The sequence below is a fragment of the Paraburkholderia sp. JHI2823 genome (assembly GCF_038900695.1).
Lineage (GTDB): Bacteria > Pseudomonadota > Gammaproteobacteria > Burkholderiales > Burkholderiaceae > Paraburkholderia > Paraburkholderia mimosarum.
Window position 1 is genome coordinate 1 of the sequence record NZ_JAYMRY010000026.1, and the last position, 23709, is coordinate 23709.

Here is a 23709-nt window from a genome sequence, read left to right on the forward strand (position 1 = left end):
ACTGCCACACGGGTAAATGCCCCGTTGGCGTGACGACGCAGGACGCCGTTCTCGAACAGCGCGTCCAGCCCGATGAGGGTTCGCGCCGCGTGCGCAACTATCTCAAGACGCTGAACATGGAACTGACGACGATTGCGCGTGCCTGCGGGAAGCAGAACGTGCATCACCTGGAGCCCGAGGATCTGGTCGCCCTGACCGTGGAAGCCGCGGCGATGGCGCGCGTGCCGCTCGCGGGCACTTCGTGGATTCCTGGCTGGAACAATTAATTTTAATTAGCCGGACTTTTTTGACTCTGGAACAGTTGAGCAAACTCGACGTTGAATCAGCAATCTTTCAGGAGCCCTACATGAGTACGCAAAGCACCACACAGGCAGCGCCGGCATCGTCAACCGGCCTGCGTGCCGGTACTTTAGGTTTCGCCGAAGTCATTGGTCAGTCCATCGCCAACCTTTCGCCGACCTTTACGCCGTCGATCAACGTGACCGCGATCGCGGCGCTGGCAGGCGCAGGAACCTGGCTGATTTATGGCCTTTCGACGCTCGGGCTGCTGCTGGTCAGCATGAGCATCATCGCGCTCTCCAGCCGGATTGCCACCGCCGGGTCGTTCTTCATCTACATTTCGCGCGCGCTCGGACCGATGGCAGGGGGCATCGCCGGCTGGGGATTGATCGCGGCATATATCGGCACCGCGATGGGAGTTGGCGCCGCAGGTGTGGTGTTCGTGCAGAATGCCTTCTCTTCCTGGGGCATCAACATCCCGTCGTGGGCGGTCTACACCGTTTTCGTTGCGCTCGCCTGGTTCTTCTCCGCACGCGACGTGAAGCTTTCCTCGCGGCTCTCGCTGGCCATCGAGGCCGCTTCGGTCGTGATCGTGGGCGGCGTGCTGATCTACGTGCTCGCACTGCATCCGGACCATATCGTCGACCATACGCAGTTGCGGCTGCAGGGCGTGAGCGGCAAGGGTATGGCGCAAGGCATGGTGCTGGGTATCTTCTCCTATGTGGGTTTCGAAAGCGCGGCCTCGCTCGGCCAGGAGACCAGAAACCCGCTGCGCGTCATTCCGCGCGCCGTGGTCTGGAGCGTGATCCTGTCCGGCCTGTTCTTCATGTTCGTCGCCTATTCGATGACGATCGCCTACCACGGCGACGCGGCCAAGCTCGGCGCCGATTCGGCCGTGCTCAACACCTTGCTTGCGAGCGTCGGCGCCTCGCCGCTCGGCCCCGTGTTTTATCTGATCGCCTCGATCAGCGCGTTCTCGTGCGTGCTTGCGTGCATCAACTCGTCCAGCCGCCTGCTCTATTCCATGGGGCGCTACCAGTTCGTGCATCGCTCGATGGGGATGGTTCACCGCACGCACCAGACGCCGTATCTCGCCGTGGCGTTTTCCTCGATCGTGACCTTCGTCGTGTGCATCGCGATGCTGGGCACCGGTCCGCTCAACACCTTCGGCTACACGAGTACGTTCGCCACCTTCGGCTTTCTGGTGACCTATTTTCTCGTCGCGGTTTCGGCGCCCCTCTATCTGAAGAAGCTGGGCGTGCTCAAGCCGGTCAACGTGCTGTGGGGCGTGCTCGGCGCGCTGGCGATGGTCGGGGCGGTGATCGGCAGCGTCTATCCGGTGCCGGACTATCCGTATAACATCCTGCCGTATCTGTTCGTGGCGTACATGCTCGTCGGCACGGTCTGGTTGCTCATGCTGAAGAAGCGTTCGCCGCAGGTGCTCGAGAAAATCGAACACGATCTGGAAACCAGCGACGTGATGACTCACGGCAAAAAGTAAATGACCGAACCGCGCTCCGTGGATCGCCCGTCTGCCCCGGCTGAGGACCGGAGGGCGGTCCACGCAGCCGCGGCGGCCGCAGCGCCAGGCGAAGCGCAGGCTCAGGAAGTCGAGTTGCAGTTGCAGCCCGAGCGCGGCGAATGCGCGGCGCTCGAGATCGGCTGCGTTTCGCGCCCGGCGCGTGTGCGTGGACAACATCGCGTCAACGAGGACTATGTCGGCGTGATGCTCGGCGATCTGGCTGCGCGCGCCGCGCGTGGCAGTGTGATCGCGCTGGCAGACGGCGTTAGCGCGAGCCAGGGTGGCCGCGTCGCGGCCGAGCTTTCGGTGCGCACCTTCATCGATGCGTACTACGGGCTGCCCGAAACGCTCCAGCCCAGCGTGGCCGCCGCGCGTTCGCTGGAAGCGGTGCACGACTGGCTGCACCACATGGGCCGGGTTGATCCAACGCTCAAACAAATGGCCGCGTCGTTTGCGGCGCTGGTCATCCGGCGCGCCACAGCGTATCTCGTGGCGGCCGGAGACGTGCGGCTCTATTTGCTGCGCGACGGGCAACTGGCGCAAATCGGCGAAGACGACATCGTGCCAGTCGCTTTTGGTTCGTACGTGGCGCACGCCGTCGGCATGAATCCCGCGCTCGTGACGCGCTTCGAAACGTTCGAGCTGCGCGAGCATGACCGCCTGCTCTTGTGCTCGGACGGTCTTTATCGTCATGTGCCGACGCGTGAGTTACAGACGGTGCTCGCGGCGCGCAATGGGGCAATGGAAACCGCGCGCCGGCTCGACGCGCTGGCACTCACGCGCGGCTCACAGGACGATGTGACGAGCGCGGTGATCGACGTTGGCAGCCTGCCGTTGCTCGACGGCGGCTACCTGGAGCGCGTGGTCGGCATGCTGCCGATTCTCGCCGTGCCCGACGCCGGCGACGTCATCGACGGATATCGGCTCGAGAGCGTGCTCAGCGATGGCTTTTATTCGCGGATCTTCGCCGGCCGCGATCTGGCCGATCCGGACACGCCGCTGGCGCTCAAGTTTCCCAAGCCGCGCGTCGAGCAGGACGAGAACATACGCCAGTCCATCGTGCGCGAGCGCTGGCTCGCCGGCAAGGTTGGCGAAGCTGGCGTGCTCGCGCCGTTGCCCGTCGACGCCAACCGGCAAACGCGGCTCTACGTGGTGATGCCGCTCGGCGATGGGGTCACGCTGGAAACGCTGCTTTCGGCACCGCAGCCGCTCGCGCTGCCGCGCGCGATCGCAATAGCGCGGCACTTGGGCCGCTCGATCGACGCGCTGAATCGCCGCCATGTCTACCATCGCGATATCAAGCCCGAGAACGTGCTGGTGATGCGGAACGACAGTACGTGCCTGCTCGACCTCGGCTTCGGCTACATGCCCGGTATGGCGTTGCCGGGCCCGGCCGTCGCGCCCGGCTCGCCGGCGTACATGGCGCCCGAGTTGATGAGAGGCGCGCAGGGCGACGCGCGCTCCGAGGTGTTCGCGTATGGCGTAACCCTGTATCGGCTTTTCAGCGGGGGCAAGCTGCCGTACGGCTTCAATGGCCGCGTGCCGCTCTACGAGCACCGGCCCGACGCGCCGCAATGGCTCGATCTCGTGCTGGAGAAAGCGATGCAGCCCGATCCCGCGCGCAGGTATCAGGACGTGCTTGCGGTCTGCGCCGATCTCGAACGCCTTTCGAGCGGCCAGGGCGCGATGGAACCGGTTCGACGCAAGCCCTTGCTCGAGCGCGAACCGGTGCTGTTCTGGCAGGGCGTCTGCGTTCTACTGCTCGCGCTGCTGCTTTGGTCGCTGATACGGCGATGAGCGCGCATCCATCGTCCCAAGGGGGCGCCTGTCGCTTACGCGGCGGCGGGCGTCGGATTCACTTCGACTGTCACATGCGAGAGCCCCTTGAAACGCTGGAGTGCAGTGCGGTAGAAGCCTGGGTTGCGCTGCGCCTCGCGCGTGGCAACCGATACGATCGCACTCATGTGCCCCGGGCCCACGCGCCAGACATGAAGGTCGAGCACGGTGTCGCCGCTGTCTTCGATGACCTGGCGGACCTTCTCGGCCATGCGATTGTCCAGATTCATGTCGAGCAGAATGCCGCCCGTGTCGCGCATCAAGCCCCATGACCAGTTAGCGATCACGAGTGCGCCGATGACACCCGCAAGCGGGTCCATCCAGACCCAGCCAAACGCACGCGCCAGCAGCAGGCCGATGATGGCCAGCACGGAAACCGCCGCGTCGGCAATGACGTGAATGTAGGCCGAGCGGATGTTGTGGTCACGGTGCGCGGCCGCCTGCGCATCGTCGTGTTCGTGCTCGTGTTCCTCGAACTCGACCTCATGCGCGCCATCGGGCAGATGAACGACGGCCCTGAAGGCGTGCGGCTCGGGGATGTCGTCCGTCGATTCCAGATAGCCGCCGCGATCGGTGAACGTGAAAGTCTGGTGCGTGCCGTCGGGGCGGATCGTCGTAACGGAAACATCGCTGGCGTTCAGTTTCGACGAGGCCGTTTCGGGCGTCAGCCGGAAGACGGGCGGTACGCCGTCTTCGAAGACCGACAACGCAAACACGCCGGCGCTGCCGAAGATGCGATGCACCTCGTCGTCGTGGCCGTGTTTGTCTTCATGGCCGTGACCGTGACCGTGATCGTGACCATGACCGTGACTATGCCCGTGACTATGCCCATGACTGTGGCCGTGGTGATCTCCGCTCAACAGCCAGACGCTCGCGAGATTGACGAGGAGGCCAAGCACGGCGATAGGGATCGCCTGACCGAAGTGAATGGGCACGGGCGAGAGAAAGCGCGCAACGGCTTCGTACGCGATCAGCAGCGCGATCATGGCGAGCACGATGGCGCTGGTAAAGCCCGCGAGGTCGCCCAGCTTGCCGGTACCGAATACGAAGCGATTGTCGGCCGCGTGGCGGCGCGCGTAGGTGTATGCCAAAGCGGCGATCAGCATTGCGCCGGCGTGCGTCGACATATGCAGACCATCGGCGACGAGCGCAAGCGACCCGAAAAGACTGCCGCCGACAATTTCAGCCACCATCATCGCGCTGCACAGCGCGATCACCATCCATGTCCTGCGCTCGTTGTCTTCGTGCGCTGCGCCCAGAAAGATGTGGTCGTGCCCCGCTCCGAAAGCGGAATCTTCGAAGTTGGTCATGATTGCCTCTTACTTGAAGTAGCTGTGGACGACTTCGATCAGCTGCTCGGTGCCGCTGCCGTGCTCGTCGTCCGGCTCGGCGTCGACGAGATGGGTCCGGATGTGGTCTTCGAGAACCACGGCAAGCAGTCCGTTCATCGCCCCGCGGCTGCTGGTGATGAGTTGCAGCACGTCCATGCAGCCGCGCTCTTCCTCCAGTGCGCGCTCGATGGCTTCGACCTGCCCCTTGATGCGGCGAACCCGGTTGAGCAACTTCTGTTTTTCGCGAATCGTATGGCTCACGACTAGCCCCTGAAAATACGGTAGGGGGCTATCTTACCCTGGATAGGGTACGGGGGTATACGTCCTCGCAGCCGAGGGGCTCCTAGGCACCCGGTGCAGTTAGCAGGATTCATTTGCCCAATCGGGCAAATCGCGCGGTGTCGCCAACCTGGCGAGCTTTGCGAGCCTGGGGGGCCGCTGCTGTTCCGGGATCGGCCGCGGGTTCCATCTTGATGCCGAACGCGACGAGCAGCATCTCCAGGAGAAGGCGCACGGGGCCGTCCCCCAGCGAATACAGAATGGACCTCGATTCCCTGCGTGTCTGGACAAGTCCGGCTTTGCGAAGCTCGGCCAGTTGCTGCGAAAGCGCAGGTTGCCTGATGTCCAGTTCTTCCTCCAGTTGCCCCACCGAGCGCTCGCCCTGAGCGATCTGGCAGAGCAACTGAAGCCGGTTCGCATTGCCGAGCAGACGCATGATCTCCGCTGCTTCGGCCGCGCGTCCCTTTAGCGCTTCTAACCCGTCTGATGAGCTAGTCGTCATGATTGCCGCTCCCGAAAATACCAGGGTGTGCCGTCTTGCTCGCGTTGCATGACGTCATAGAGCGACGTCGGCGCCAGGTCGAGCAGCGGCATGCCTTCCTGCCAGCCTTCAGGCGTGGAAGCGCCGCTGCCGTCCGCGGCCTGCAGGGCGCGCACGAGGCGCAACTGTTCCTCCACCGAGCGCCCGACGTTCAACGGATACCAGGTGATGGCCCGAATCACCCCTTGCGGATCGATCACGTAGCTCGCGCGGATGGCGGCCGCGTCGGGCGCCAGCGGGTCGAGCATCCCGTAAGCCGTTGCGATCGCCATGGACGGATCTTCGATGATGGGAAACGTCACCTTGACGCCGAAATGCGCATGAATGTCGCGTAGCCAGGCGAGGTGCGAATACAGGCTGTCAATGGACAAGCCTAGCAGCCGGCAGCCTATCGCGTCGAAGCTGCCTTGCGCCTGAGCAAGGCGGATGAACTCGCTCGTGCATACCGGCGTGAAGTCAGCGGGATGGGCGAATAGAAGGAGCCAGCTGCCGCGGTAGTCCGCAAGCGAGCGTTCTCCGCAGGTGGTTCGAGCACGGAACTCGGGCGCCGGATCTCCGATCCGGAGCGCTCGTGGCGCTGCTACAGGGTCGCTCATGGGGCACCTGATTCTCTGCAAGTTTGCAAGGGATACTTTCAATTTTGATTATTGCATATTCGACTAAGTATCTACCCGGTAAAGGCGGCTAGAGCGCGAAGCCGGTGCAACAGATCAAGCGTGCGACACTGGGTCACGCGTTTCGCGTAAGGTAAAAAATTACGCAATTAAATAGAATTCGAAAGTGTCGAGGGCGGGAGGCAGCGTGCTTCGGTCTTTCGCCCCTTAGGGGTTTTTCACTCCACGGCATCGAAGTGCCATTGCCCGGAGCGTTCGTTCGCTGACTGTCGGCGAGCGGCTCGGGGCCCCGGGATTCGGCTCGTTCAGCTTTTAGCGGAGCATTACATGATCAACGACACCGTGGTTGAGCTGTCGCGGCTGCAGTTCGCCGCCACTGCGCTCTATCACTTTCTCTTCGTCCCACTGACGCTGGGGCTCACTTTTCTTCTTGCGGTGATGGAGACTGTCTACGTCATCACCGGCAAGAAAATCTACCGCGAGATTACCCAGTTCTGGAGCGGCCTGTTCCTGATCAATTTCGCCCTCGGTGTGGCGACCGGCCTGACCATGGAGTTCGAGTTTGGCACGAACTGGTCGTTCTACTCGGGCTTCGTGGGCGATATCTTTGGTGCGCCGCTTGCCATCGAAGGGCTGATGGCCTTCTTCATGGAGTCCACGTTTATCGGCCTGATGGCATTCGGCTGGGACCGCCTTTCGAAGACGCAGCACCTGATCGTCACCTACCTCGTGGCACTCGGTTCGAACTTCTCGGCGCTCTGGATTCTCGTTGCAAACGGCTTCATGCAGAACCCACAGGGCGCCGCGTTCAATCCCGTGACCATGCGCATGGAGTTGACTAGCCTCGGCGCGCTGATCTTCAGCGAAGACGCGCAGACGAAGTTCGTTCACACGAGTATTGCGGGCTACGTCACCGCGGCCATCTTCGTCACGGGCATCAGCGCGTACTACATGCTCCGCGGCCGGCACATGGAGATCGCGAAGCGTTCGTTCCGCATGGCGAGCCTGTTCGGCGTGCTCTCGGTGGCGGGCGTGATCACGCTTGGCGATGCGCTGGGGTTCGTGGGCGGCCATGCGCAACCCTCGAAGCTCGCGGCCATGGAAGCGATGTGGCAGACGGAACAGGCGCCGGCGCCGTTCAATGTGGCCACCTGGCCGGTTCAGGGCGAGCAGCGTAACGCGTGGAGCATCCAGATTCCCTATGTCCTGACACCGCTCCTCACGCATACGCTCGACACGATCGTGCCCGGCATCGACCGCATCGAGGCCGATGCCGCGCGGCGCATCCGCAACGGCATTCCCGCAGTCGAGGCGCTCAAGGTGCTGAGTTCGGACCCAGGCAACGCCGCCGCGCTCGCGCAGTTCAACGCCCACAAGGACGACCTGGGCTACGGCTTTCTCGTGAAGCGCTATGCGAGCGGGCAGGACGTCGCGAACGCGACCGACGAGGACATCGCCCGTGCGTCGCGCGACGCCATTCCGAACGTCTTCACGATTTTCTGGGTCTTCCGTGCGATGGTCGCCTGCGGCTTGCTCATGCTCGCGTACTTCGTGCTCTCCGTGATCTTCTCGCTGCGAGGCGACATCGCGCGTCACCGCTGGTTCCTCAGGCTCGCGCCGTGGATGATTCCCGTTCCCTTCATCGCCTGCGAGATGGGCTGGATTACCGCCGAGGTGGGCCGCCAGCCGTGGACCGTGTTCGGCGTCCTGCCGACATGGATGTCCGCGTCGACGCACAGCGTGGGCTACATGATCTTCTCGCTCGCGGGATTCATGCTGATCTATACGGTTTTCGCGGCCGTCGAGATCTTTTTGATGACCCGGGCGATTCGCAAGGGGCCCGAAAGCCATCATGGCGACGGCGAGGCAGCCGTGCTCGAACCGGCCGCGCTGCCCGTCACGACTGTCAAGGAGCACTAAATGGAACTCTATTTATTCTTCAAGGTGCTCTGGTGGCTGCTCCTCGGCGTCCTGCTGATGGGGCTGGCGATCATGGTGGGCATGGACATGGGCGTTGGCGCGCTGCTGCGCTACGTGGGTCGGACCGACACTGAGCGGCGTATCGCGCTCAATACGATAGCGCCGCATTGGGACGGCAACCAGGTCTGGTTCATTCTCGGGGGCGGTGCGATCTTCGCCGCCTTTCCGCTGCTCTACGCCACTGCGTTTTCGGGACTCTACATCGTCATGCTGCTGTTGCTCTGGACGATGATCGTGCGGCCGCTCGGGTTCGAATATCGCAGCAAGCTTCCCACACCCGCATGGCGCAACGCGTGGGATTGGGCGCTCGTCGTGAGCGGCGCCGTGCCGATGATCGTCTACGGCGCGGGCATGGGCAACATGCTGCTGGGCGTGCCGTTTCACTTCGGCTGGGATCTGACATCGTTCTATACCGGTAGCTTCCTGAGTCTGCTCAATCCTTTCGCGGTGATGTGCGGAGTCCTGTCGCTCTCACTGTCGATCTGGATGGGTGGTGCGATGCTGATGGGGCGTACCGAGCGCGGCGCACTTTGGGCCAGGGCGAGGCGTGCGGCGACGGTGGGCGCAATCGTTGCCATCGTTCTCTTCACGATCGGCGGGATCTGGGCGAGCCATCTCAGTGGCTACCGCATCGAACATGCTCCAATGCCGGGCGTTGCCCAGACTCCGCTGCAGCAGGGCGTGACGAGAGCCGAGGGCGCATGGCTCGACAACTTCCACCTGTACCCCGCGCTGTGGCTCGTGCCGGCCCTTGGCTACGCCGGAATGGTCCTCGGCCTGCTCGCCATTCGCGCCGGCCGTGCGTCGCTCGCCTGGTGGCTCGGCGCACTGGCCTGGATCGGGGTGATCGGCACCGCCGGCGTGAGCCTCTTTCCGTTCCTCATGCCGTCGTCCAGCGACCCGTCGCAGAGCCTCACCGTTTGGAATGCGGTTTCGAGCCGCAACACGCTCATGTGGATGAGCGGTTGGACCGCAGTGTTCATGCCGGCGATCATCGCTTACACGAGTTGGGCGTTCTATGTCATGCGCGGAAAGGTGAAGGCCGAGCATGTCGAATCGAATCCGCACGCATATTGAAGGAGTGAGTCATGAAAATCGTCCAGCACTTTTTGGTGTTCATGGCCGTTGCGGTGATCGCAATCGTGCTCGGCGTGGTGGTCGGCGACTACGGTGCCTGGTACTTTTCCTGGCTGATCGGCACGGCAACGATTGTGCTTTTCGCCGTAGCCGGCGGTGTGCTGTTCGACACGCAGGAAAAGGAAAGAGGCTGACCAGCGCCGGTACCGCTGGTCATCGGCGCGGGCGCGCCCTGTGCAGTCGGAGCCGAACTGAAGCGGCTGCCTGGTTGGGGGCGCGGCGCTGGGTGCTGCCGGCGGTTTGCCAGGGCGAGTTGAGGCAGACCCTTGCGCAGGCCGGCGATTGCAATGCCGACTGTGAGATTGAATTGCCGGTGCTTTCGCCGCGACCGTTTTCGCGCAGGAGGTGCCGCGTCGAAACTTGCAGCTATGAAGGCCCAGACACTGATGGAACGGTTGCGAGAGGAGGTCGACGAGCGGGACGGATTCGCAGCGTACGCCGCTTCGCTACGGCGTGGCCGTGCATGCGACGGCGTGCGATTGAGAGGCCACGCCTCACGCGGCGAGTCCGTATCGGCATCAGGGCATTTCGTGTCGTTCCTGTTGCGCTTGTTGCGTGTCGAACAAAACGCCCCCCGCTGTCGCAAACAGCACGATCAACGCGGTGCCGACGAGCCACGAAAAGTACCAGAGACCGTAGTTGCCGACGATGACACCCACCACTATGGCGGCAACCGCGATCGCAAGGAACAACATGAATTGCAGAGCAGTTTTCATCGTGCCTCCGTCTTGTCGTGTATCGATAAGCGCGATGGCGGCGCGCCGCCGCACTAGCGCGATCTCCGGAAGGATTATAGGCGCCACGGTATCGACCAGGTAGGTAATCATCGATGTCTTACCCAGACGTATCACCCAGAAAAATCGTCGATCGCTGGCTGGCACGGCGCGCGGTCTCCATTCGCGCGGGCGTGGGCCAAACCGTGGCGCTCGGCATGGGATCGGGACTGCTGATGATGATGCAGGCAGCGTTGCTCGCCGCTGTCCTGAGCGCCGTGGTGATGGAGAAAGCGGCGCTCGCCCGGGTATGGCCGGCTCTGGCAGTGATGCTGCCGGTGATGGGCCTGCGTTTCGTTGTGATCCGGCTCGCAGAGCGCACCGCGTTCGCGGGTGCTGCTTCCATGCGGCAGGCACTGCGCGGCGAGCTGCTGCGCAAGTTGCAGGCGCTGGGGCCGATGTGGCTGCGCGGCGAGGCGAGCGGGGCCCTCGCGACCCATCTCGTCCAGGGTGTGGAAGCACTCGAGGGCTACTATGCGCGATGGTTGCCCGCACGCGCGCTGACGGTTCTGCTACCGTTCGCTATCCTTATGGTCGTGTTTCCGGTGGATCGGACCTCAGGGCTCGTCCTGCTGGCCACGGCGCCGCTGATTCCGCTATTCATGATTCTGCTCGGCAAGGCCGCTGCCGATGCGAACCAGCGCCAATGGAAACTGCTCGCGCAACTGGGGGCGCGATTCCTCGATTCGCTTCAAGGCATCACGACACTGAGGCTCTTCAATGCAGGCCGTCGTGAAGCCGCCGTCATCGCGCGGCTATCCGAGACTTATCGCACGAGTACCATGAAGGTGCTCAGGGTCGCGTTTCTTTCTTCGGTCGTGCTGGAATTTCTCGCGACCCTTGGCATCGCGGTCGTCGCAGTGCTGGTGGGTTTTCATCTGCTTTACGGAAAGATCCCGCTTTTGCGCGGTTTGTTCGTCTTGTTGCTCGCGCCCGAGTTCTACCTGCCGCTGCGCACGCTGGGCAGCCGGTATCACGAGCGGCTCGACGCGATCGCGGCCGCGGAGCGCATCATGGAAATACTCGACCTGCCCGAACCGGTCAACGGCGGTTCGCGGTTGCCGCTGCCTGCCGCGAACGGCTACAGGATCCGCTTCGACAATGTTTCCCACTCATGGTCGCCCGGGCGCGCCGCACTCGACGGCCTTCACCTGGTCGCCGAAGCGGGGCGCATCACGGCGCTGGTCGGACCCAGCGGCGCGGGCAAGAGCACGGTGCTGAACCTGCTGCTGGGTTTCGAGCCTGCAACCGCCGGGACCATTTCTGTCAACGGGCAGTTGTTGAACGAGACCGATCTCGATGACTGGCGCGCGCGCGTGGCGTGGGTGCCGCAACGTGCGCATGTGTTTGCGGGCACGGTACGGGAGAATCTCCTGATTGCCCGGCCGGAAGCGGACTTCGATGCCCTGCGTGCGGCGGCGGCAAACGCGGGCGCCGACGCATTCATTCAAGCGCTGCCGCACGGTTACGACACGCGCCTCGGTGAACGCGGAGTGGGGCTGTCGGGCGGACAGATCCAGCGACTCGCCCTGGCGCGCGCTTTCCTGAAGGATGCGCCCGTGCTCCTGCTCGACGAACCCACAGCGAGCCTGGACGCCCACACCCAGGCGAGCCTTCACCATGCGCTGCGCCGCCTCGCCCGCGGCCGCACAGTGATCCTCGTCGCACACCGGCTGGCAACGGCGGCCCTTGCCGACTCGATCGTGGTCATCGACAAGGGCAAAGCCGTGCAGTCGGGAACGCATGCACGGCTTGCGGATGAAGAGGGTGTCTATCGGCGGCTTATCGAGGCCGAAGTGGGTGGTCTCCCATCGCGTGCGGAGGTCGAGGCATGAAACCGTCTGATCGTACTGCCGCGCCAACGCCACACGATCGCGCTGTCACGCGTGCCGATCTCCGGCGCCTCATCGTGCTGCTTCGCCCTTATTGGTGGTGGATGGCCGCAGGCGCCGCGTTGTCGCTCGGGACCGTACTCGCCAATGTCGCCTTGATGGCAGTTGCCGGCTGGTTCATTGCATCGATGGCGCTGGCCGGCGCGACGCATCTTGCATTCGACTACTTCACTCCAGCTGCGCTAATCCGCGCCTGCGCGATCATCCGCACCGGAGCGCGTTACGTCGAGCGAGTCGTGACGCACGAAGCCACGCTAAGGCTTCTCGCGCGCTTGCGCGTATGGCTCTACACCCGCATCGAGCCGCTTGCACCGGCGGGTCTCGAGCACCTGCGCGGCGCCGACCTGGCGACGCGCATTCAGTCCGATATCGACAGTCTCAGCAATCTCTACCTTCGTGCAATGGTTCCCATCGTGACAGGCGGCGTGGGAACGCTAGTGATCGTCGCGGTGCTGTCGGCATTCAGTGTGCCGGTTGCGGCAGTCGCGTTGCTGTTTTTGCTGCTGGCCGGGATTGCGTTACCGGCCATCGGCTTCACGACGACACGCGAACCCGCCCGTGCCAGCGTCGCTTTGCGCGCCGAAATGCACGAGGTCATCGTCGATAGCCTGCAGGGACTCGGCGAGCTTCAGGTTTATGGCGCAGCGTCCACGTACGCGCAAAAGGTCGATCGGCTTTCCGCGCGATTGGTCGGGCAGCAGGAGAAGATTAGTCATGCCAGGGGACTTTCGGAGGCGGCGCTCGCCGTCTGCGTTTCGGCCGCGACGTGGTGCGCGCTGCTGCTGGCCATCCCACGAATGACGTCCTCTTCCCTGGCGCCAGCGGACGTCGCCATGCTCGCGTTTCTCGTGCTCGCGAGTTTCGAAGCGGTCATGCCGATTTCCCAGGCGCTCCAGCTTCTAGGCGAAAGCCTTGCCGCTGCCCGCCGGATCTTCGAACTGGCGGACGCGACGCCTGCGGTGCAGGATCGTCCGGAGCCTGTTGCGCTGGCAACGGGCAACGATTTAGTGGTGCGCGATTTGAGCTTCCGGTACGGCGATGCACTTCCGTGGATTCTGCGTGATCTCTCATTCGAACTTCCGGCCGGCCACCGTCTTGCCATCGTTGGCGCGAGCGGCGCAGGAAAGAGCACTCTCGTGCAACTGCTGCTCCGTTTCCGGGACTATTCGATCGGACGCATCGAACTGGGCGGGCTCGATTTGCGCGATTGCGCGGCCGAAGCGGTGCGCTCCCGCATTGCCGTCGTTTCGCAGGACACCTGGCTTTTCAATGACACGATCCGGGCGAACCTGCTGATCGCACGCCCGGATGCCGATCAGGCCAGCCTGGAGGCGGCATGCCGCGACGCGCAGCTGCACGCGTTCATCTGCAGCCTGCCGCAGGGCTATGACACGCAGGTCGGGGAGGCAGGTACGCGGCTGTCGGGTGGCCAGGCCCGGCGGCTCGCGATTGCCCGCGCGCTGCTGCGCGATGCGCCAATCCTGGTGCTGGACGAGCCGACAGAGGGGCTGGACACCGAAACCGAACAGGCTTTGATGGCCGCTGTCGTCAAGTTGATGGCGGGGCGCAGCGTTGTTCTCATTACGCACAGGCTCGAGGGGCTTGCGGGACAGTTTGACAGGATCCTCGTGCTGGATGAATGCCGCGAGGCGCAGGCGAATTGATTCCGGACGCTCTCGCACCGGAGAAGGCCCAGAACCCGAGGCGTCTCGGCGCCACACGCGAAGAGCAGCTGGACCGGTGAGAGACCAGCATGCTCAGTCAAGCTTCGCAGCAGTCCCCCCATATTCCCCGCATGCGGCATGGTGTTCGCTGCGCCTCCCGGTTCACGCGAGAACGGCCTTGGCGAGCATCCCGAGCGCCACGCAAACGAGAATGCCCGCAAACCCGGCCTGGACATGATGAGCGGCCAGGCGATGCGACACGAGACGTCCACCCAGCATCCCCGCGGCGGTGGCGACGCTGAACCACAAGGCGACCTCGAAGGGAAAGCCCGTGCCGTGCATCGCCGTCGCCAGCACACCGCCGCTGCCGACCAGCGCGATCACCATGAGCGACGTCGCGACGATGCCGTGCATCGATACGTCGGTGAGCTTGCGCATCAGCGGCACGATGATGAATCCACCGCCCACGCCGAGAAGCCCCGTCATCAGGCCGGTCAGCGATCCGGTCGCCGCCAGCGCCGCTGCGGTGGGCCATGACCAGTCGAACCGGCCCGTCGCCGGGTTGATATGCGCGACGCAAAGCGGCGACGCCTGCTGTGCCGATGCCTTGCGCGCGAGCGTCTGACGAAGGAGCCGGAAGGCCACGAAAAGCATGACGCAGGCGAACAGACCCAGCAGCAGCCTTTGCGGCAGCGCGCGTGCGAGGCGCGCGCCCACGGCCGTGGCGGGAACTCCGAGCGCGGCCATCAGGAGCGCGGCGCGGTAGCGGACCAGACGTTTGCGGAATGCCTCGAGCGCGCCCACTGCCGCGCTGCCCGCGACGGCGACGAGCGCGACGGGCGTCGCCTGCTGCATGGGCCATCCCATGCCGAAGACGAGCGCGGGTACGGCGAGGATGCCGCCGCCGGCGCCCGTGAGTCCGAGAATGGCGCCCACCGCGGCGCCGAGAAAAAGCGAGACCAGCATCGATCACCTCGAAGGACGGCAAGCGGACGGGTATCAGTCGGCCACCTGGGGTTGCACGAACCACTCCCGCCCCTTGAGCATGCCTCGCCAGTACAGCGGCGGCAGGATGCGCTCCTTGAGCAGCCAGGCGAGACCGGATGGTTTCTTCCCGTCGATGATCCAGGTGGGGAACGTCGGTGCGACCTTGCCGCCATAGAGAAACTCGGCGAGCACGATCTTCCCGCGCTCGACGGTGAGCGGGCACGAACCGTAACCGTCGTAAGTCGCTGCGCCGCGCTTCACGCCCAGCGCGGCAAGCACGTTGTGCGCGACAACCGGTGCCTGCTTGCGCGCGGCGGCCGCGGTTTTGGCGTTCGGCGTATTCGTGGCGTCGCCGAGCCCGAAGATGTTTTCGTGGACCTTGTGGCGCAAGGTGCCCGGATCGACGTCGACCCAGCCGCCCGCATCGGCCAGCGGGCTGACGCGGATGAAATCGGGCGCCTTCTGTGGGGGCACGACGTGGAGCATGTCGAAGCCCGTTTCGAACGTCTCGCTGCGGCCGTCGGGCAGCGCGCGCGTGAAGGTCGCTTGCTTCGCTTCGCCGTCCACGGCCGTCAGGTTGAAGCCGAAGTTCAGATCGATGCCGTACGTCTTGACGTACTCCATCAGCGCGGGCACATAGTCGGCCACACCGAAGAGCGCCGCGCCGGCATTGAAGAACTCGACATCGATCTGGTCGAGCCGGCCGGTGCGCCGCCAGTGATCGCACGAGAGATACATGGCCTTCTGCGGCGCGCCCGCGCATTTGATCGGCATGGGCGGCTGCGTGAAGAGCGCGCGGCCGCCCTTGAGCTGCTGCACCAGCTGCCACGTGTAGGGCGCAAGGTCGTAGCGATAGTTGGAAGTCACGCCGTTGCGCCCGAGCGTCTGCGGTAGTCCGTCAATCGCGTTCCAGTCCAGCTTCAGGCCAGGGCAGACAATGAGCTGCCGGTATTTCACGACGCGGCAGCCTTCGAGGATCACGGCATTCGCGGTGGGTTCGAACGCGGCCACCGCTGCTTTGATCCAGCGTACGTTGTGCGGCAGCACGGCGCCCATCGGACGAGCGGTCGTTTCCGGGCGGAATACGCCCGCGCCCACCATCGTCCAGCCCGGCTGGTAATAGTGCACATCGGCGGGGTCGATGATCGCGATGTCGAGATCGGGCGCTCGGGCGAGCAGACTCGACGAGACGGCGACGCCTGCGGCCCCTGCGCCGACGATCACGACGTCGTGCTGTTCCTCGGTGGCGATGCGCGGCGAGCCGATGCGGCGCGTGAGCCCGCTCAGGTCCACGCCGGCGCGTTTGCCTGCGGCGAGGATCTCGACGAGCGACATGGTGGACGCGCTAGCCAGCGCCCACAGCGTCGCCGAGCGCATGCCGCTGCGGCAGTAGGCGAGCAGGGGGCGTGGCAGGGTGTTCAGGTAGTCGCGGAATCGTTCGGCATCCTGATCGCTTACCTTGCCCGATTCCACCGGAAGGTAATGTGCCTCCATGCCAAGCTGCCGTGCTGCCTGCTCGATTTCCGTGAACGTGGGCTGGTCCGCGCCTTCACCATCGGAGCGGTTGCAGATGATCGCGCGAAAGCCCATCTCGCGCAACGCGGCCAGATCGGCGACGCCGATCTGAGGGGATACGGCAAAAGTGTCCGTGAGCCTTTTGAGTTCCATGCTTGCCTCTTGTGTATTCGTTGATGTCCGACGCGTCGCTCAAAGGACGTTGACCGGGATCTTGATGTAGGAAACGCCATTGCTCTCCGGCTCCGGCAAGTGGCCGGCACGCATGTTGACCTGCACTGAAGGCAGGATCAGCACGGGCATGTCGAGCGTGGCGTCGCGGGCCGTGCGCATGGCGATGAACGAGGCCTCGTCGATGCCGTCGTGCACGTGGACGTTGGATTCGCGTTCCTCGGCCACGGTGGTTTCGAATTTCACGGCGCGACCGCCCGGCTGGTAGTCGTGGCACATGTACAGGCGCGTCTCGGGCGGCAGGCTCAGCACACGGCGGATCGACCGGTAGAGCGTCCCCGCGTCGCCGCCGGGAAAGTCGCAGCGGGCGGTTCCGTAGTCGGGCATGAACAGCGTGTCGCCGACGAAAGCGGCCTGCTGGGCGCCGTCGCTGACCACATAGGTCACGCACGCGGGCGTATGCCCCGGCGTGTGCATCACGCGGACCTCCAGGTCGCCCACGTGGAACGTATCGCCGTCGGCGAACAGGCGATCGAACTGCGAGCCGTCGGTGCGGAAGTCCGGACCCGCGTTGAAGAGCTTGCCGAATACGCCCTGGACATGCGTGACTTCGCCGCCGATGGCCACTTTGCCGCCGAGCCTTTCCTTCAGATACGGCGCCGCGGAAAGGTGATCGGCGTGGACATGGGTTTCGAGCAGCCATTCCACGCGGGCGCCCAGCGATTCGACGCGGCTGGCGAGCCGGTCTGCCGTGTAGCTGCGGGTGCGACCCGATTTCGGGTCGTAGTCGAGCACGGTGTCGATGAGCGCGCAGCGGCGCGTTCCGTTATCGAGCAAGAGATAGCTCACGGTCCACGTGGCCGGATCGAAGAACCCTTCGACGGAAAATCTGCAGGCAGGCATTCTGGTTTATTCCTCGCAAATGGCGGACGCTCGGTCCTGGCGAGGAATAACAAGTCAATAATCGTGCCAGTCGGGTTGCGCACAACGTCGCAGACCCTTAACGCATTGATTCAGATCGTTTTTCCCGTGCATGCTGACCGGTTGGTATCGCCCGGCGAGAGCGCGTGGGTGCGACGCGAATGACATGACGACTGCCAAATGGCAGTCCGTGGCATAATTGGCAGTCTCGAACTATCGATGCGACAGCAACGACCGACGATCATGACTTCGCCTGACCTGACACCGACTGGTTCGCCCTTGCCCGACATCGCGCCGGATGTCGCCGCGCTGGTCTCGTACCTGGAGTACGACCCGCTGCCCGCCATCGTGCTCGATCCGCACTACCGGATTCTGGCCGCGAACCGGGCGTATCAGCGGCAATTCGGCGTCGAGGGCCAGGCGCACGTGGGCCGCAGGTGCTATCAGGTTTCCCACCACTACGACGTGCCCTGCGATCAGGCAGGAGAGCACTGCCCGATGAAGCGCGCGGCGGAAAATCGCGGCGCGGACCGCGTGCTGCATATCCATCACACGCCGCGCGGCCCGGAACACGTGGACGTCGAACTGCGCCCGATCTTCGATGCGCGCTCGGAGATCATCGCGTATGTCGAGCGCCTGGCGACGGTTCGGGGCGCGTCGCCGAGAACCAGCGCGGAAGGCCTCGTCGGCCGCGCAACGGCGTTCAACGATGCGATCTCCGCTCTGCAGCGTGTCGCGCCGTCGACGTTGCCGGTCCTGCTGCTCGGCGAGTCCGGCACGGGCAAGGAACTGTTCGCGCATGCGCTTCACGAAGCGAGCGACCGGGCGCAACGGCCGTTCGTCGTGGTCGACTGCTCAGGCATTACCGAAACGCTTTTCGAAAGCGAACTGTTCGGGTTCGAGAAGGGGGCGTTCACGGGCGCCACCGGCCGCAAGCAGGGCGTGGTCGAAACCGCGCAGGGCGGCACGCTGTTTCTCGATGAAATCGGCGATGTGCCGCTCTCGATCCAGGTCAAGCTGTTGCGCCTCATCGAATCCGGCACCTTCAGGCGTGTCGGCAGCACCGAGACCCAGCGCGCCGATTTCCGGCTCGTCGCGGCGACTCACAAGCCGCTCGAGCAGATGGTCGCGGCGGGGCAGTTTCGCTCGGACCTCTACTTCCGCATCAGTGCCTTTCCCATCCATTTGCCCGCGGTGCGCGAGCGCAGCGAAGACATTCCGCTTCTTGCGGACTCCATCCTCGAACGCATTGCTTCGGCGAAATACCGATCTTCGCGCAAGGCGACGATTTCGCCCGATGCACTCGCGCTGCTGCGCGCCTATGCATGGCCGGGCAACATCCGCGAATTGCGCAACGTGCTCGAACGCGCAAGCCTCCTTGCAGACGACGGCGTGATTCGCCCCGAGCAACTGCCGGAGGCGCTCAGGCGAGAGGTCTTGTCGCCGGTCGAGAAACCGTCCGCGACGGGTTTCGCCGTGCCTCGCAAGATAACGGATGCGGAACTGGCACGTGCCGCGGCGGAATGCGGCGGCAAACGCAGTGAGCTCGCGGCACGGCTCGGCATGAGCGAGCGCACGCTCTATCGCCGGCTCAAGGCGCTCACGGACGCGGCAAAGGACGCCTGAGCCAACGCCAGTCCGGGATCTAGTCGACAAGCAAGTGAATCAGGCCAATCGCAGCGAAGGTACAGACGAGGCCGGCGGTGCACGCGACGATCAACTCAAACGTGCGGTCTCGGCGATGCGCTTTGGCGCCGGCTTCGCTGGGGAGATCGCTGGCAGCGGATTGCGGACAATGCGCTCCTCCGCGCAGATCCATCGACTGCTGTTGTTGAATGCGCGATAAATCAATCAGGAAACGCGGGCCCATGGCTGACCTCCGTGTGGCGGTATTAAGTTGACAAGTCCACCACAAAGATAGCACATCTTTCAATTTGAAAGAATTCGGGCTGGTGCGATCGTGTGTGACAGACCGCCGCGCCGATGGCGCGTCTGCCTGCGTCTTTGCATACTGGACCGTTTCGCCTGGTGCTTGATTGGTTGCGAGTTCAGCCGGACTGGCACGGTGACGGCGGTGATTGAGAGAAGGAGTCGTTCCGGACGACGCGAATTAAACGAACGCTGACGATTTCATGGCAATGACAAGTGACTACCCACCCAATATAGTCGATTAGTTAACTTTCGTGGCTTTCCGTGCCGCTCAGCAGTTCGATGATCTGGCTTCGCAGCCATATGCTCGCCTGATCCTGCTCGCTGCTGCGATGCCAGTACAAGTGCCACGCCAGCCTGGGGAGCGGAAAAGGCAGTTCGAAAATGCGTGCGTCGTAACGTTGTAGGAGCTGCACCGGCGCAGTCAGCGCGAGATCGGTGCGCAAGGCGACGAGCGGTGCGACCATATAGTGCTGCACGCGCATTCTCATCTGCCGCTGTTTGCCGAGCTTTTTCAGTTCCGCGTCGACGAAGCCGCTTCCCTGGCGGCGGCTCGACACCTGGATATGACCCAGCGCGAGGTAGTCGTCCATGCCCAGTCTGCTGCCGGTGAACGGATGATCGTGGCGCAGCATGCACGCGTAGCGGTCGCTGCTGAGCGGCGCCTGACGCAATTGCGGGTCGTCGATAAACGGCACATCGATGGCAAAATCGATCTTGCCCGTTTCGAGCGCGGCGGCCACTTCGCTGCGTGGCGTGAAGTAGCACTCGATGTTCATGCCCGGCGCCTGTTGCTGAAGCAGCTCGCCTAGCGCGGGCAACAGCATCGCTTCCGTCAAATCGGGCATGCTCAAGCGGAACGTGCGTTGCGATGTGGCGGGGACGAATATGTCGCCCGCGGTCGCGCTCGCTTCGAGGAGCTGTAGCGCCTCACGCACGCGGCCCACGATATTTTCGGCGAGCGGCGTGGGCACCATGCCGGACGGCGTGCTCACGAAGAGCGGATCGTTCAGCGCCTTGCGCAAGCGCGCAAGCGCGTTGCTCACCGCCGGTTGCGTGATGAAAAGCGCCTCGGCCGCGCGGGTGAGATTGCGCTTTTCGTAGATCGACGCAAATACGACGAACAGGTTCAGATCCAGCTTCGGTGAACGCATTTCACAGGCTCCGTTTGCCGACATCATAAACGAGCCGAAGTGTGATGCTGCGTCCTTGCGGGTCACGCAGGCGTCAGTCGCGCGGCGGGATGTTCAGCAGGCGGCCGTCGAGCCGAGCCGGTCCTTGCTGCTGCCGATTTCCATGCGCGCGATGGCCTGGAGATGCACTTCGTCGGGGCCATCCGCGTAACGCAGTGCGCGAGCCCAGGTCCAGTGATCGGCGAGGGGCGTGTCGGGACTCAGGCCCATCGCGCCGAACACCTGCATCGCGCGGTCGCACACTGTCGAATACACCTGCGGCACCAGCGCCTTGATCATGGAGATCTCCTTGCGCGCCGCTTTCGCGCCCACTTCGTCGAGCAGCCAGGCCGTTTTGAGCACGAGCAGCCGCGCCTGATCGATTTCGATTCGCGATTTTGCAATCCACTCGCCCACGGTGCCGTGCTGATGCAGATACTTGCCGAAAGTCTTGCGCTCCTGCGCGCGCTCGGTCATCAGTTCGAGCGCCAGTTCCGCCGCGCCGATTGAACGCATGCAATGGTGAATGCGTCCGGGGCCGAGCCGGGCCTGCGCAAGCGCGAAGCCGCTGCCTTCCTCACCGAGCAGATTCGCCGCCGGTACCCGTACGTTCTTGAAGGTGACCTCGCAATGGCCTTCGGGCGAAACGTGATTCATCACGGGAATGTTTCGTACGATCGTCACGCCCGGAGTTTCCACGGGCACGAGGATCATGCTTTGCTGACGATGGCTCTCGGCGTTCGGGTCGGTCTTGCCCATGACGATGAAGAGCTTGCAGTTTGGATGCGCCGCGTTCGTGATGAACCACTTGCGGCCATTGATCACGTAGTCGTCGCCGTCGCGGCGAATGGATGTGGTGATGTTCGTGGCGTCGGAGGAGGGCACGTCCGGCTCCGTCATGGCGAACGCAGAGCGGATCTTGCCTTCGAGCAGCGGGACGAGCCAGGCTTCGCGCTGCGCGGGCGTGGCGAACATATGCAGCAACTCCATGTTGCCGGTGTCGGGCGCGTTGCAGTTGAACACCTCCGATGCCCACGACACACGGCCCATGACCTCCGCGAGCGGCGCGTATTCGAGGTTCGTGAGACGCGTGCCGGGTTCATCGTCCTTCAAATGCGGGAGGAAGAGATTCCATAAGCCTTCAGCTTTGGCGATGGCCTTGAGGTCTTCCATGAACGACACGGGGTACTGGCCCGCATGCACTTCTTCGAGCCACTGGCGCTGGCGCGGCACGATGTGTTCGTCCATGAAGCCGCGCACGCGGCGCAGCAGGTCTTCGACCTTGGGGCTATAAGCGAAATTCATGATCGGTTCCTTGGGTACGATTCATCAAATCGTCAGACCGCCATCGACGACGATGCATTCGCCGTTCGTGTAGCTCGCTGCGTCGGACACGAGATAGAGCACGGTGCCCGCCATTTCATGCGGTTCGCCGTGACGGCGCAGGGGAATCTCGTTCATCCAGCGCTCGTAGATTTCCTTGTTCTCGAACAGCGCGCCCGCAAACTTCGTTTTCGTGAGACCGGGCAAGAGCGCATTCACGCGAATGCCAAGCGGTCCGCACTCCTTGGCGAAGGCGCGCGTCATGTTGACGACCGCGGCCTTCGTGATCGAATAGATGCCCTGCAGGTCGCCGGGCTGCAGCGCGTTGACCGAGGCGGTGTTGACGATGGCGCCGCGCCCCTGCGCCTTCATCATCTTTCCGGCTTCGACCGACATGAAGAAATAGCCGCGTATGTTGACGTCCACGGTCTTGTTGTACGCGCCGAGGTCCGTGTCGAGGATATGGCCGAAATACGGGTTGGCCGCCGCGTTGTTGACGAGGATGTCGAGGCGCCCGTGTTTTTCGCGGATGTGCGCGAAGGTGGCAGCAATGTCTTCCATGCGGCCGACATGGCAGGCAAAGGCTTCGGCGCTGCCCCCGGTCTCGCGGATGGCGGCCGCGACCGACTCGCAGTCTTCGAGCTTGCGGCTCGACACGATCACATGCGCGCCCTGTTCGGCGAGCAAGCGGGCGATCGCCTCGCCAATGCCGCGGCTTGCGCCCGTCACGAGAGCGATCCGGCCCGTCAGGTCAAAGAGATTCGTGCTCAATGTCGTTTCCTTTCTTTCGGTTCAATGGCGTGGCGCGTCAGTCGATCAGTTCCACGGCGAGTGTTGCGAGCGGCGCGGCCATTGCGCCCACCTCGTGCGCGTTCGCATTGGAGGCGTTGCCTTGCAGGGCGCGCGCCTTGACGCCCTGAGCAATCGAGGCCAGTCGGAAAAAGCTGAATGCCAGATAAAAATTCCAGTTCTCGATGCGGGGCAGGCCGCGCAGCTCGCAGTACTGCGCCACCATTTCTTCTTCCTCGGGAATACCGAGCGCCGAGCGGTCCAGACCGCGCAGCCCCGAGATATTGCCCTTCGAGGGCAGGCGCAGGCACATGCAAAAATAAGCGAGGTCGGCGAGCGGATTGCCGAGTGTCGAGAGTTCCCAATCGAGAATCGCGCGCACCCGCGGCGCGTCGTGCGCAAAGACGAGGTTGTCGATGCGGAAGTCTCCGTGCACGAGCGAAAGACGCTGCGCATCGGCGGGGCAGTGCGCGGGAAGCCAGTCGATCAGCGCATTCATGGCTGCGATCGGTTCGGTCTCGGCGGCACGGTATTGCCGTGTCCAAAGCTCGATCTGGCGCTCGAAATAATTGCCTGCGCGGCCGTAGTCGCCGAGGCCTACGGTGTCGACGTTCACGTCGTGGAGCGCAGCGAGTGTCGTCACGATCGACGCGTAATAGTCGCGCCGCGCATCGCGCTCGACCTCGGGAAGGGCAGGACTCCAGAAGATGCGCCCGTCCTCGTAGCTCATCAGATAGAACATGCTGCCGATGACTTCGCGGTCTTCACACAGATGCCAGGCGTGCGCCACAGGCACGCCGGTGCCGGCGAGCGCGCGCAGCACGCGGTACTCGCGATCGACCGCATGCGCGGACTTGAGCAACTGCCCCGGAGGTTGGCGGCGCAGGACGTAGCGCCGCTCAGGCGTGTCGAGCAACCAGGTCGGGTTGGACTGGCCGCCCGCAAATTTGTCTGCCTTCAGAGGCCCGCGAAAGTCCGGAACGTGCTGCTGCAAATACGCTGCAAGCCGGTCGAGGTCGAGAGAGGTCGAGGTGGATTCGCTGTTCATATCTCT

The 23709-nt window shown here is 63.8% G+C and carries 22 protein-coding genes; 9 read left to right on the top strand and 13 right to left on the bottom strand.

From position 1 onward, the window contains the following. The 3 genes from VSR34_RS24515 to VSR34_RS24525 all read left to right on the top strand — a co-directional run. Nucleotides 1-266 (top strand): glutamate synthase-related protein (locus VSR34_RS24515; RefSeq protein WP_342963778.1); only part of this gene is annotated, 266 nt, incomplete at its 5' end. An 80-nt stretch (nucleotides 267-346) separates the two neighbouring features. Then, nucleotides 347-1780 (top strand): APC family permease, encoded by a 1434-nt coding sequence (locus VSR34_RS24520; protein ID WP_036045913.1) that lies wholly within the window; start codon nucleotides 347-349, stop codon nucleotides 1778-1780. Next, the gene (locus tag VSR34_RS24525; RefSeq protein ID WP_051391084.1) at nucleotides 1781-3598 is read left to right on the top strand and encodes a bifunctional protein-serine/threonine kinase/phosphatase; all 1818 of its coding nucleotides are present in this window, start codon (nucleotides 1781-1783) and stop codon (nucleotides 3596-3598) included. A gap of 35 nt (nucleotides 3599-3633) precedes the next feature. Here VSR34_RS24525 and dmeF read toward each other — a convergent pair whose 3' ends face one another. The 4 genes from dmeF to VSR34_RS24545 all read right to left on the bottom strand — a co-directional run bounded on the left by dmeF (nucleotide 3634) and on the right by VSR34_RS24545 (nucleotide 6384). Beyond that, nucleotides 3634-4947, bottom strand: a complete 1314-nt coding sequence (dmeF, locus tag VSR34_RS24530; protein WP_342963779.1) for a CDF family Co(II)/Ni(II) efflux transporter DmeF — start codon at nucleotides 4945-4947, stop codon at nucleotides 3634-3636. Nucleotides 4948-4956: 9 nt separating this feature from the next. Continuing rightward, nucleotides 4957-5229 carry a metal/formaldehyde-sensitive transcriptional repressor gene (locus tag VSR34_RS24535; protein WP_028206235.1) on the bottom strand — a complete coding sequence of 91 codons (273 nt, stop codon included), beginning with the start codon at nucleotides 5227-5229 and terminating at the stop codon, nucleotides 4957-4959. A gap of 109 nt (nucleotides 5230-5338) precedes the next feature. Then, nucleotides 5339-5749 carry a metalloregulator ArsR/SmtB family transcription factor gene (locus VSR34_RS24540; protein ID WP_342963780.1) on the bottom strand — a complete coding sequence of 137 codons (411 nt, stop codon included), beginning with the start codon at nucleotides 5747-5749 and terminating at the stop codon, nucleotides 5339-5341. After that, nucleotides 5746-6384: a peroxiredoxin gene (locus tag VSR34_RS24545; RefSeq protein WP_342963781.1), complete on the bottom strand. Its 639-nt coding sequence runs from the start codon at nucleotides 6382-6384 to the stop codon at nucleotides 5746-5748. Before VSR34_RS24545 ends, VSR34_RS24540 begins: the two co-directional genes overlap by 4 nt. A 345-nt stretch (nucleotides 6385-6729) precedes the next feature. On the opposite strand from VSR34_RS24545, the gene VSR34_RS24550 reads away from it, so the two are divergent. The 3 genes from VSR34_RS24550 to VSR34_RS24560 are packed head-to-tail and all read left to right on the top strand — an operon-like array spanning nucleotide 6730 to nucleotide 9653. Next, nucleotides 6730-8322 carry a cytochrome ubiquinol oxidase subunit I gene (locus VSR34_RS24550; RefSeq protein ID WP_028213960.1) on the top strand — a complete coding sequence of 531 codons (1593 nt, stop codon included), beginning with the start codon at nucleotides 6730-6732 and terminating at the stop codon, nucleotides 8320-8322. Next, nucleotides 8323-9459, top strand: coding sequence for a cytochrome d ubiquinol oxidase subunit II (gene cydB, locus VSR34_RS24555; RefSeq protein WP_342963782.1), 1137 nt, complete (start codon nucleotides 8323-8325; stop codon nucleotides 9457-9459). An 11-nt stretch (nucleotides 9460-9470) separates the two neighbouring features. Then, nucleotides 9471-9653, top strand: coding sequence for a hypothetical protein (locus VSR34_RS24560; RefSeq protein WP_028213958.1), 183 nt, complete (start codon nucleotides 9471-9473; stop codon nucleotides 9651-9653). Between the two features lie 384 nt (nucleotides 9654-10037). Here the strand turns inward: VSR34_RS24560 and VSR34_RS24565 are convergent, their stop codons facing one another. Continuing rightward, nucleotides 10038-10346: a hypothetical protein gene (locus tag VSR34_RS24565; RefSeq protein ID WP_238328034.1), complete on the bottom strand. Its 309-nt coding sequence runs from the start codon at nucleotides 10344-10346 to the stop codon at nucleotides 10038-10040. 2 nt (nucleotides 10347-10348) lie between these two features. Between VSR34_RS24565 and cydD the strand changes: the two genes are divergently transcribed. Both cydD and cydC read left to right on the top strand, forming a co-directional pair. Next, nucleotides 10349-12127: a thiol reductant ABC exporter subunit CydD gene (cydD, locus tag VSR34_RS24570; protein ID WP_051391083.1), complete on the top strand. Its 1779-nt coding sequence runs from the start codon at nucleotides 10349-10351 to the stop codon at nucleotides 12125-12127. Beyond that, complete coding sequence (cydC, locus tag VSR34_RS24575) at nucleotides 12124-13848, top strand: thiol reductant ABC exporter subunit CydC (protein WP_342963783.1); 1725 nt, start codon at nucleotides 12124-12126, stop codon at nucleotides 13846-13848. The genes cydD and cydC overlap by 4 nt, the downstream gene beginning before the upstream one ends. A 162-nt stretch (nucleotides 13849-14010) precedes the next feature. Here cydC and VSR34_RS24580 read toward each other — a convergent pair whose 3' ends face one another. From VSR34_RS24580 to VSR34_RS24590, 3 genes are read right to left on the bottom strand one after another with little or no spacing between them, the layout of a single operon-like run. Continuing rightward, complete coding sequence (locus VSR34_RS24580) at nucleotides 14011-14814, bottom strand: sulfite exporter TauE/SafE family protein (protein WP_342963784.1); 804 nt, start codon at nucleotides 14812-14814, stop codon at nucleotides 14011-14013. Between the two features lie 33 nt (nucleotides 14815-14847). Then, nucleotides 14848-16503: a TIGR01244 family sulfur transferase gene (locus tag VSR34_RS24585; RefSeq protein ID WP_342963785.1), complete on the bottom strand. Its 1656-nt coding sequence runs from the start codon at nucleotides 16501-16503 to the stop codon at nucleotides 14848-14850. A gap of 39 nt (nucleotides 16504-16542) precedes the next feature. Continuing rightward, nucleotides 16543-17424: an MBL fold metallo-hydrolase gene (locus VSR34_RS24590; protein ID WP_342963786.1), complete on the bottom strand. Its 882-nt coding sequence runs from the start codon at nucleotides 17422-17424 to the stop codon at nucleotides 16543-16545. Nucleotides 17425-17685: 261 nt separating this feature from the next. Between VSR34_RS24590 and VSR34_RS24595 the strand changes: the two genes are divergently transcribed. After that, nucleotides 17686-19068, top strand: coding sequence for a sigma 54-interacting transcriptional regulator (locus VSR34_RS24595; RefSeq protein WP_342963787.1), 1383 nt, complete (start codon nucleotides 17686-17688; stop codon nucleotides 19066-19068). Nucleotides 19069-19087: 19 nt separating this feature from the next. On the opposite strand, the gene VSR34_RS24600 is transcribed toward VSR34_RS24595, so the two are convergent. From VSR34_RS24600 to VSR34_RS24620, 5 genes are all read right to left on the bottom strand, one after another. Next, nucleotides 19088-19312, bottom strand: coding sequence for a hypothetical protein (locus tag VSR34_RS24600; protein WP_342963788.1), 225 nt, complete (start codon nucleotides 19310-19312; stop codon nucleotides 19088-19090). A 304-nt stretch (nucleotides 19313-19616) separates the two neighbouring features. Then, nucleotides 19617-20525 (bottom strand): LysR family transcriptional regulator, encoded by a 909-nt coding sequence (locus VSR34_RS24605; protein WP_342963789.1) that lies wholly within the window; start codon nucleotides 20523-20525, stop codon nucleotides 19617-19619. A gap of 93 nt (nucleotides 20526-20618) precedes the next feature. After that, entirely contained in the window at nucleotides 20619-21848 is a 1230-nt protein-coding gene (locus tag VSR34_RS24610) for an acyl-CoA dehydrogenase family protein (protein ID WP_342963790.1), read from the bottom strand. 24 nt (nucleotides 21849-21872) lie between these two features. Next, the gene (locus tag VSR34_RS24615; RefSeq protein WP_342963791.1) at nucleotides 21873-22637 is read right to left on the bottom strand and encodes an SDR family oxidoreductase; all 765 of its coding nucleotides are present in this window, start codon (nucleotides 22635-22637) and stop codon (nucleotides 21873-21875) included. A 37-nt stretch (nucleotides 22638-22674) separates the two neighbouring features. Beyond that, nucleotides 22675-23703: a phosphotransferase gene (locus tag VSR34_RS24620; RefSeq protein WP_028231918.1), complete on the bottom strand. Its 1029-nt coding sequence runs from the start codon at nucleotides 23701-23703 to the stop codon at nucleotides 22675-22677. Nucleotides 23704-23709: the final 6 nt, after the last annotated feature.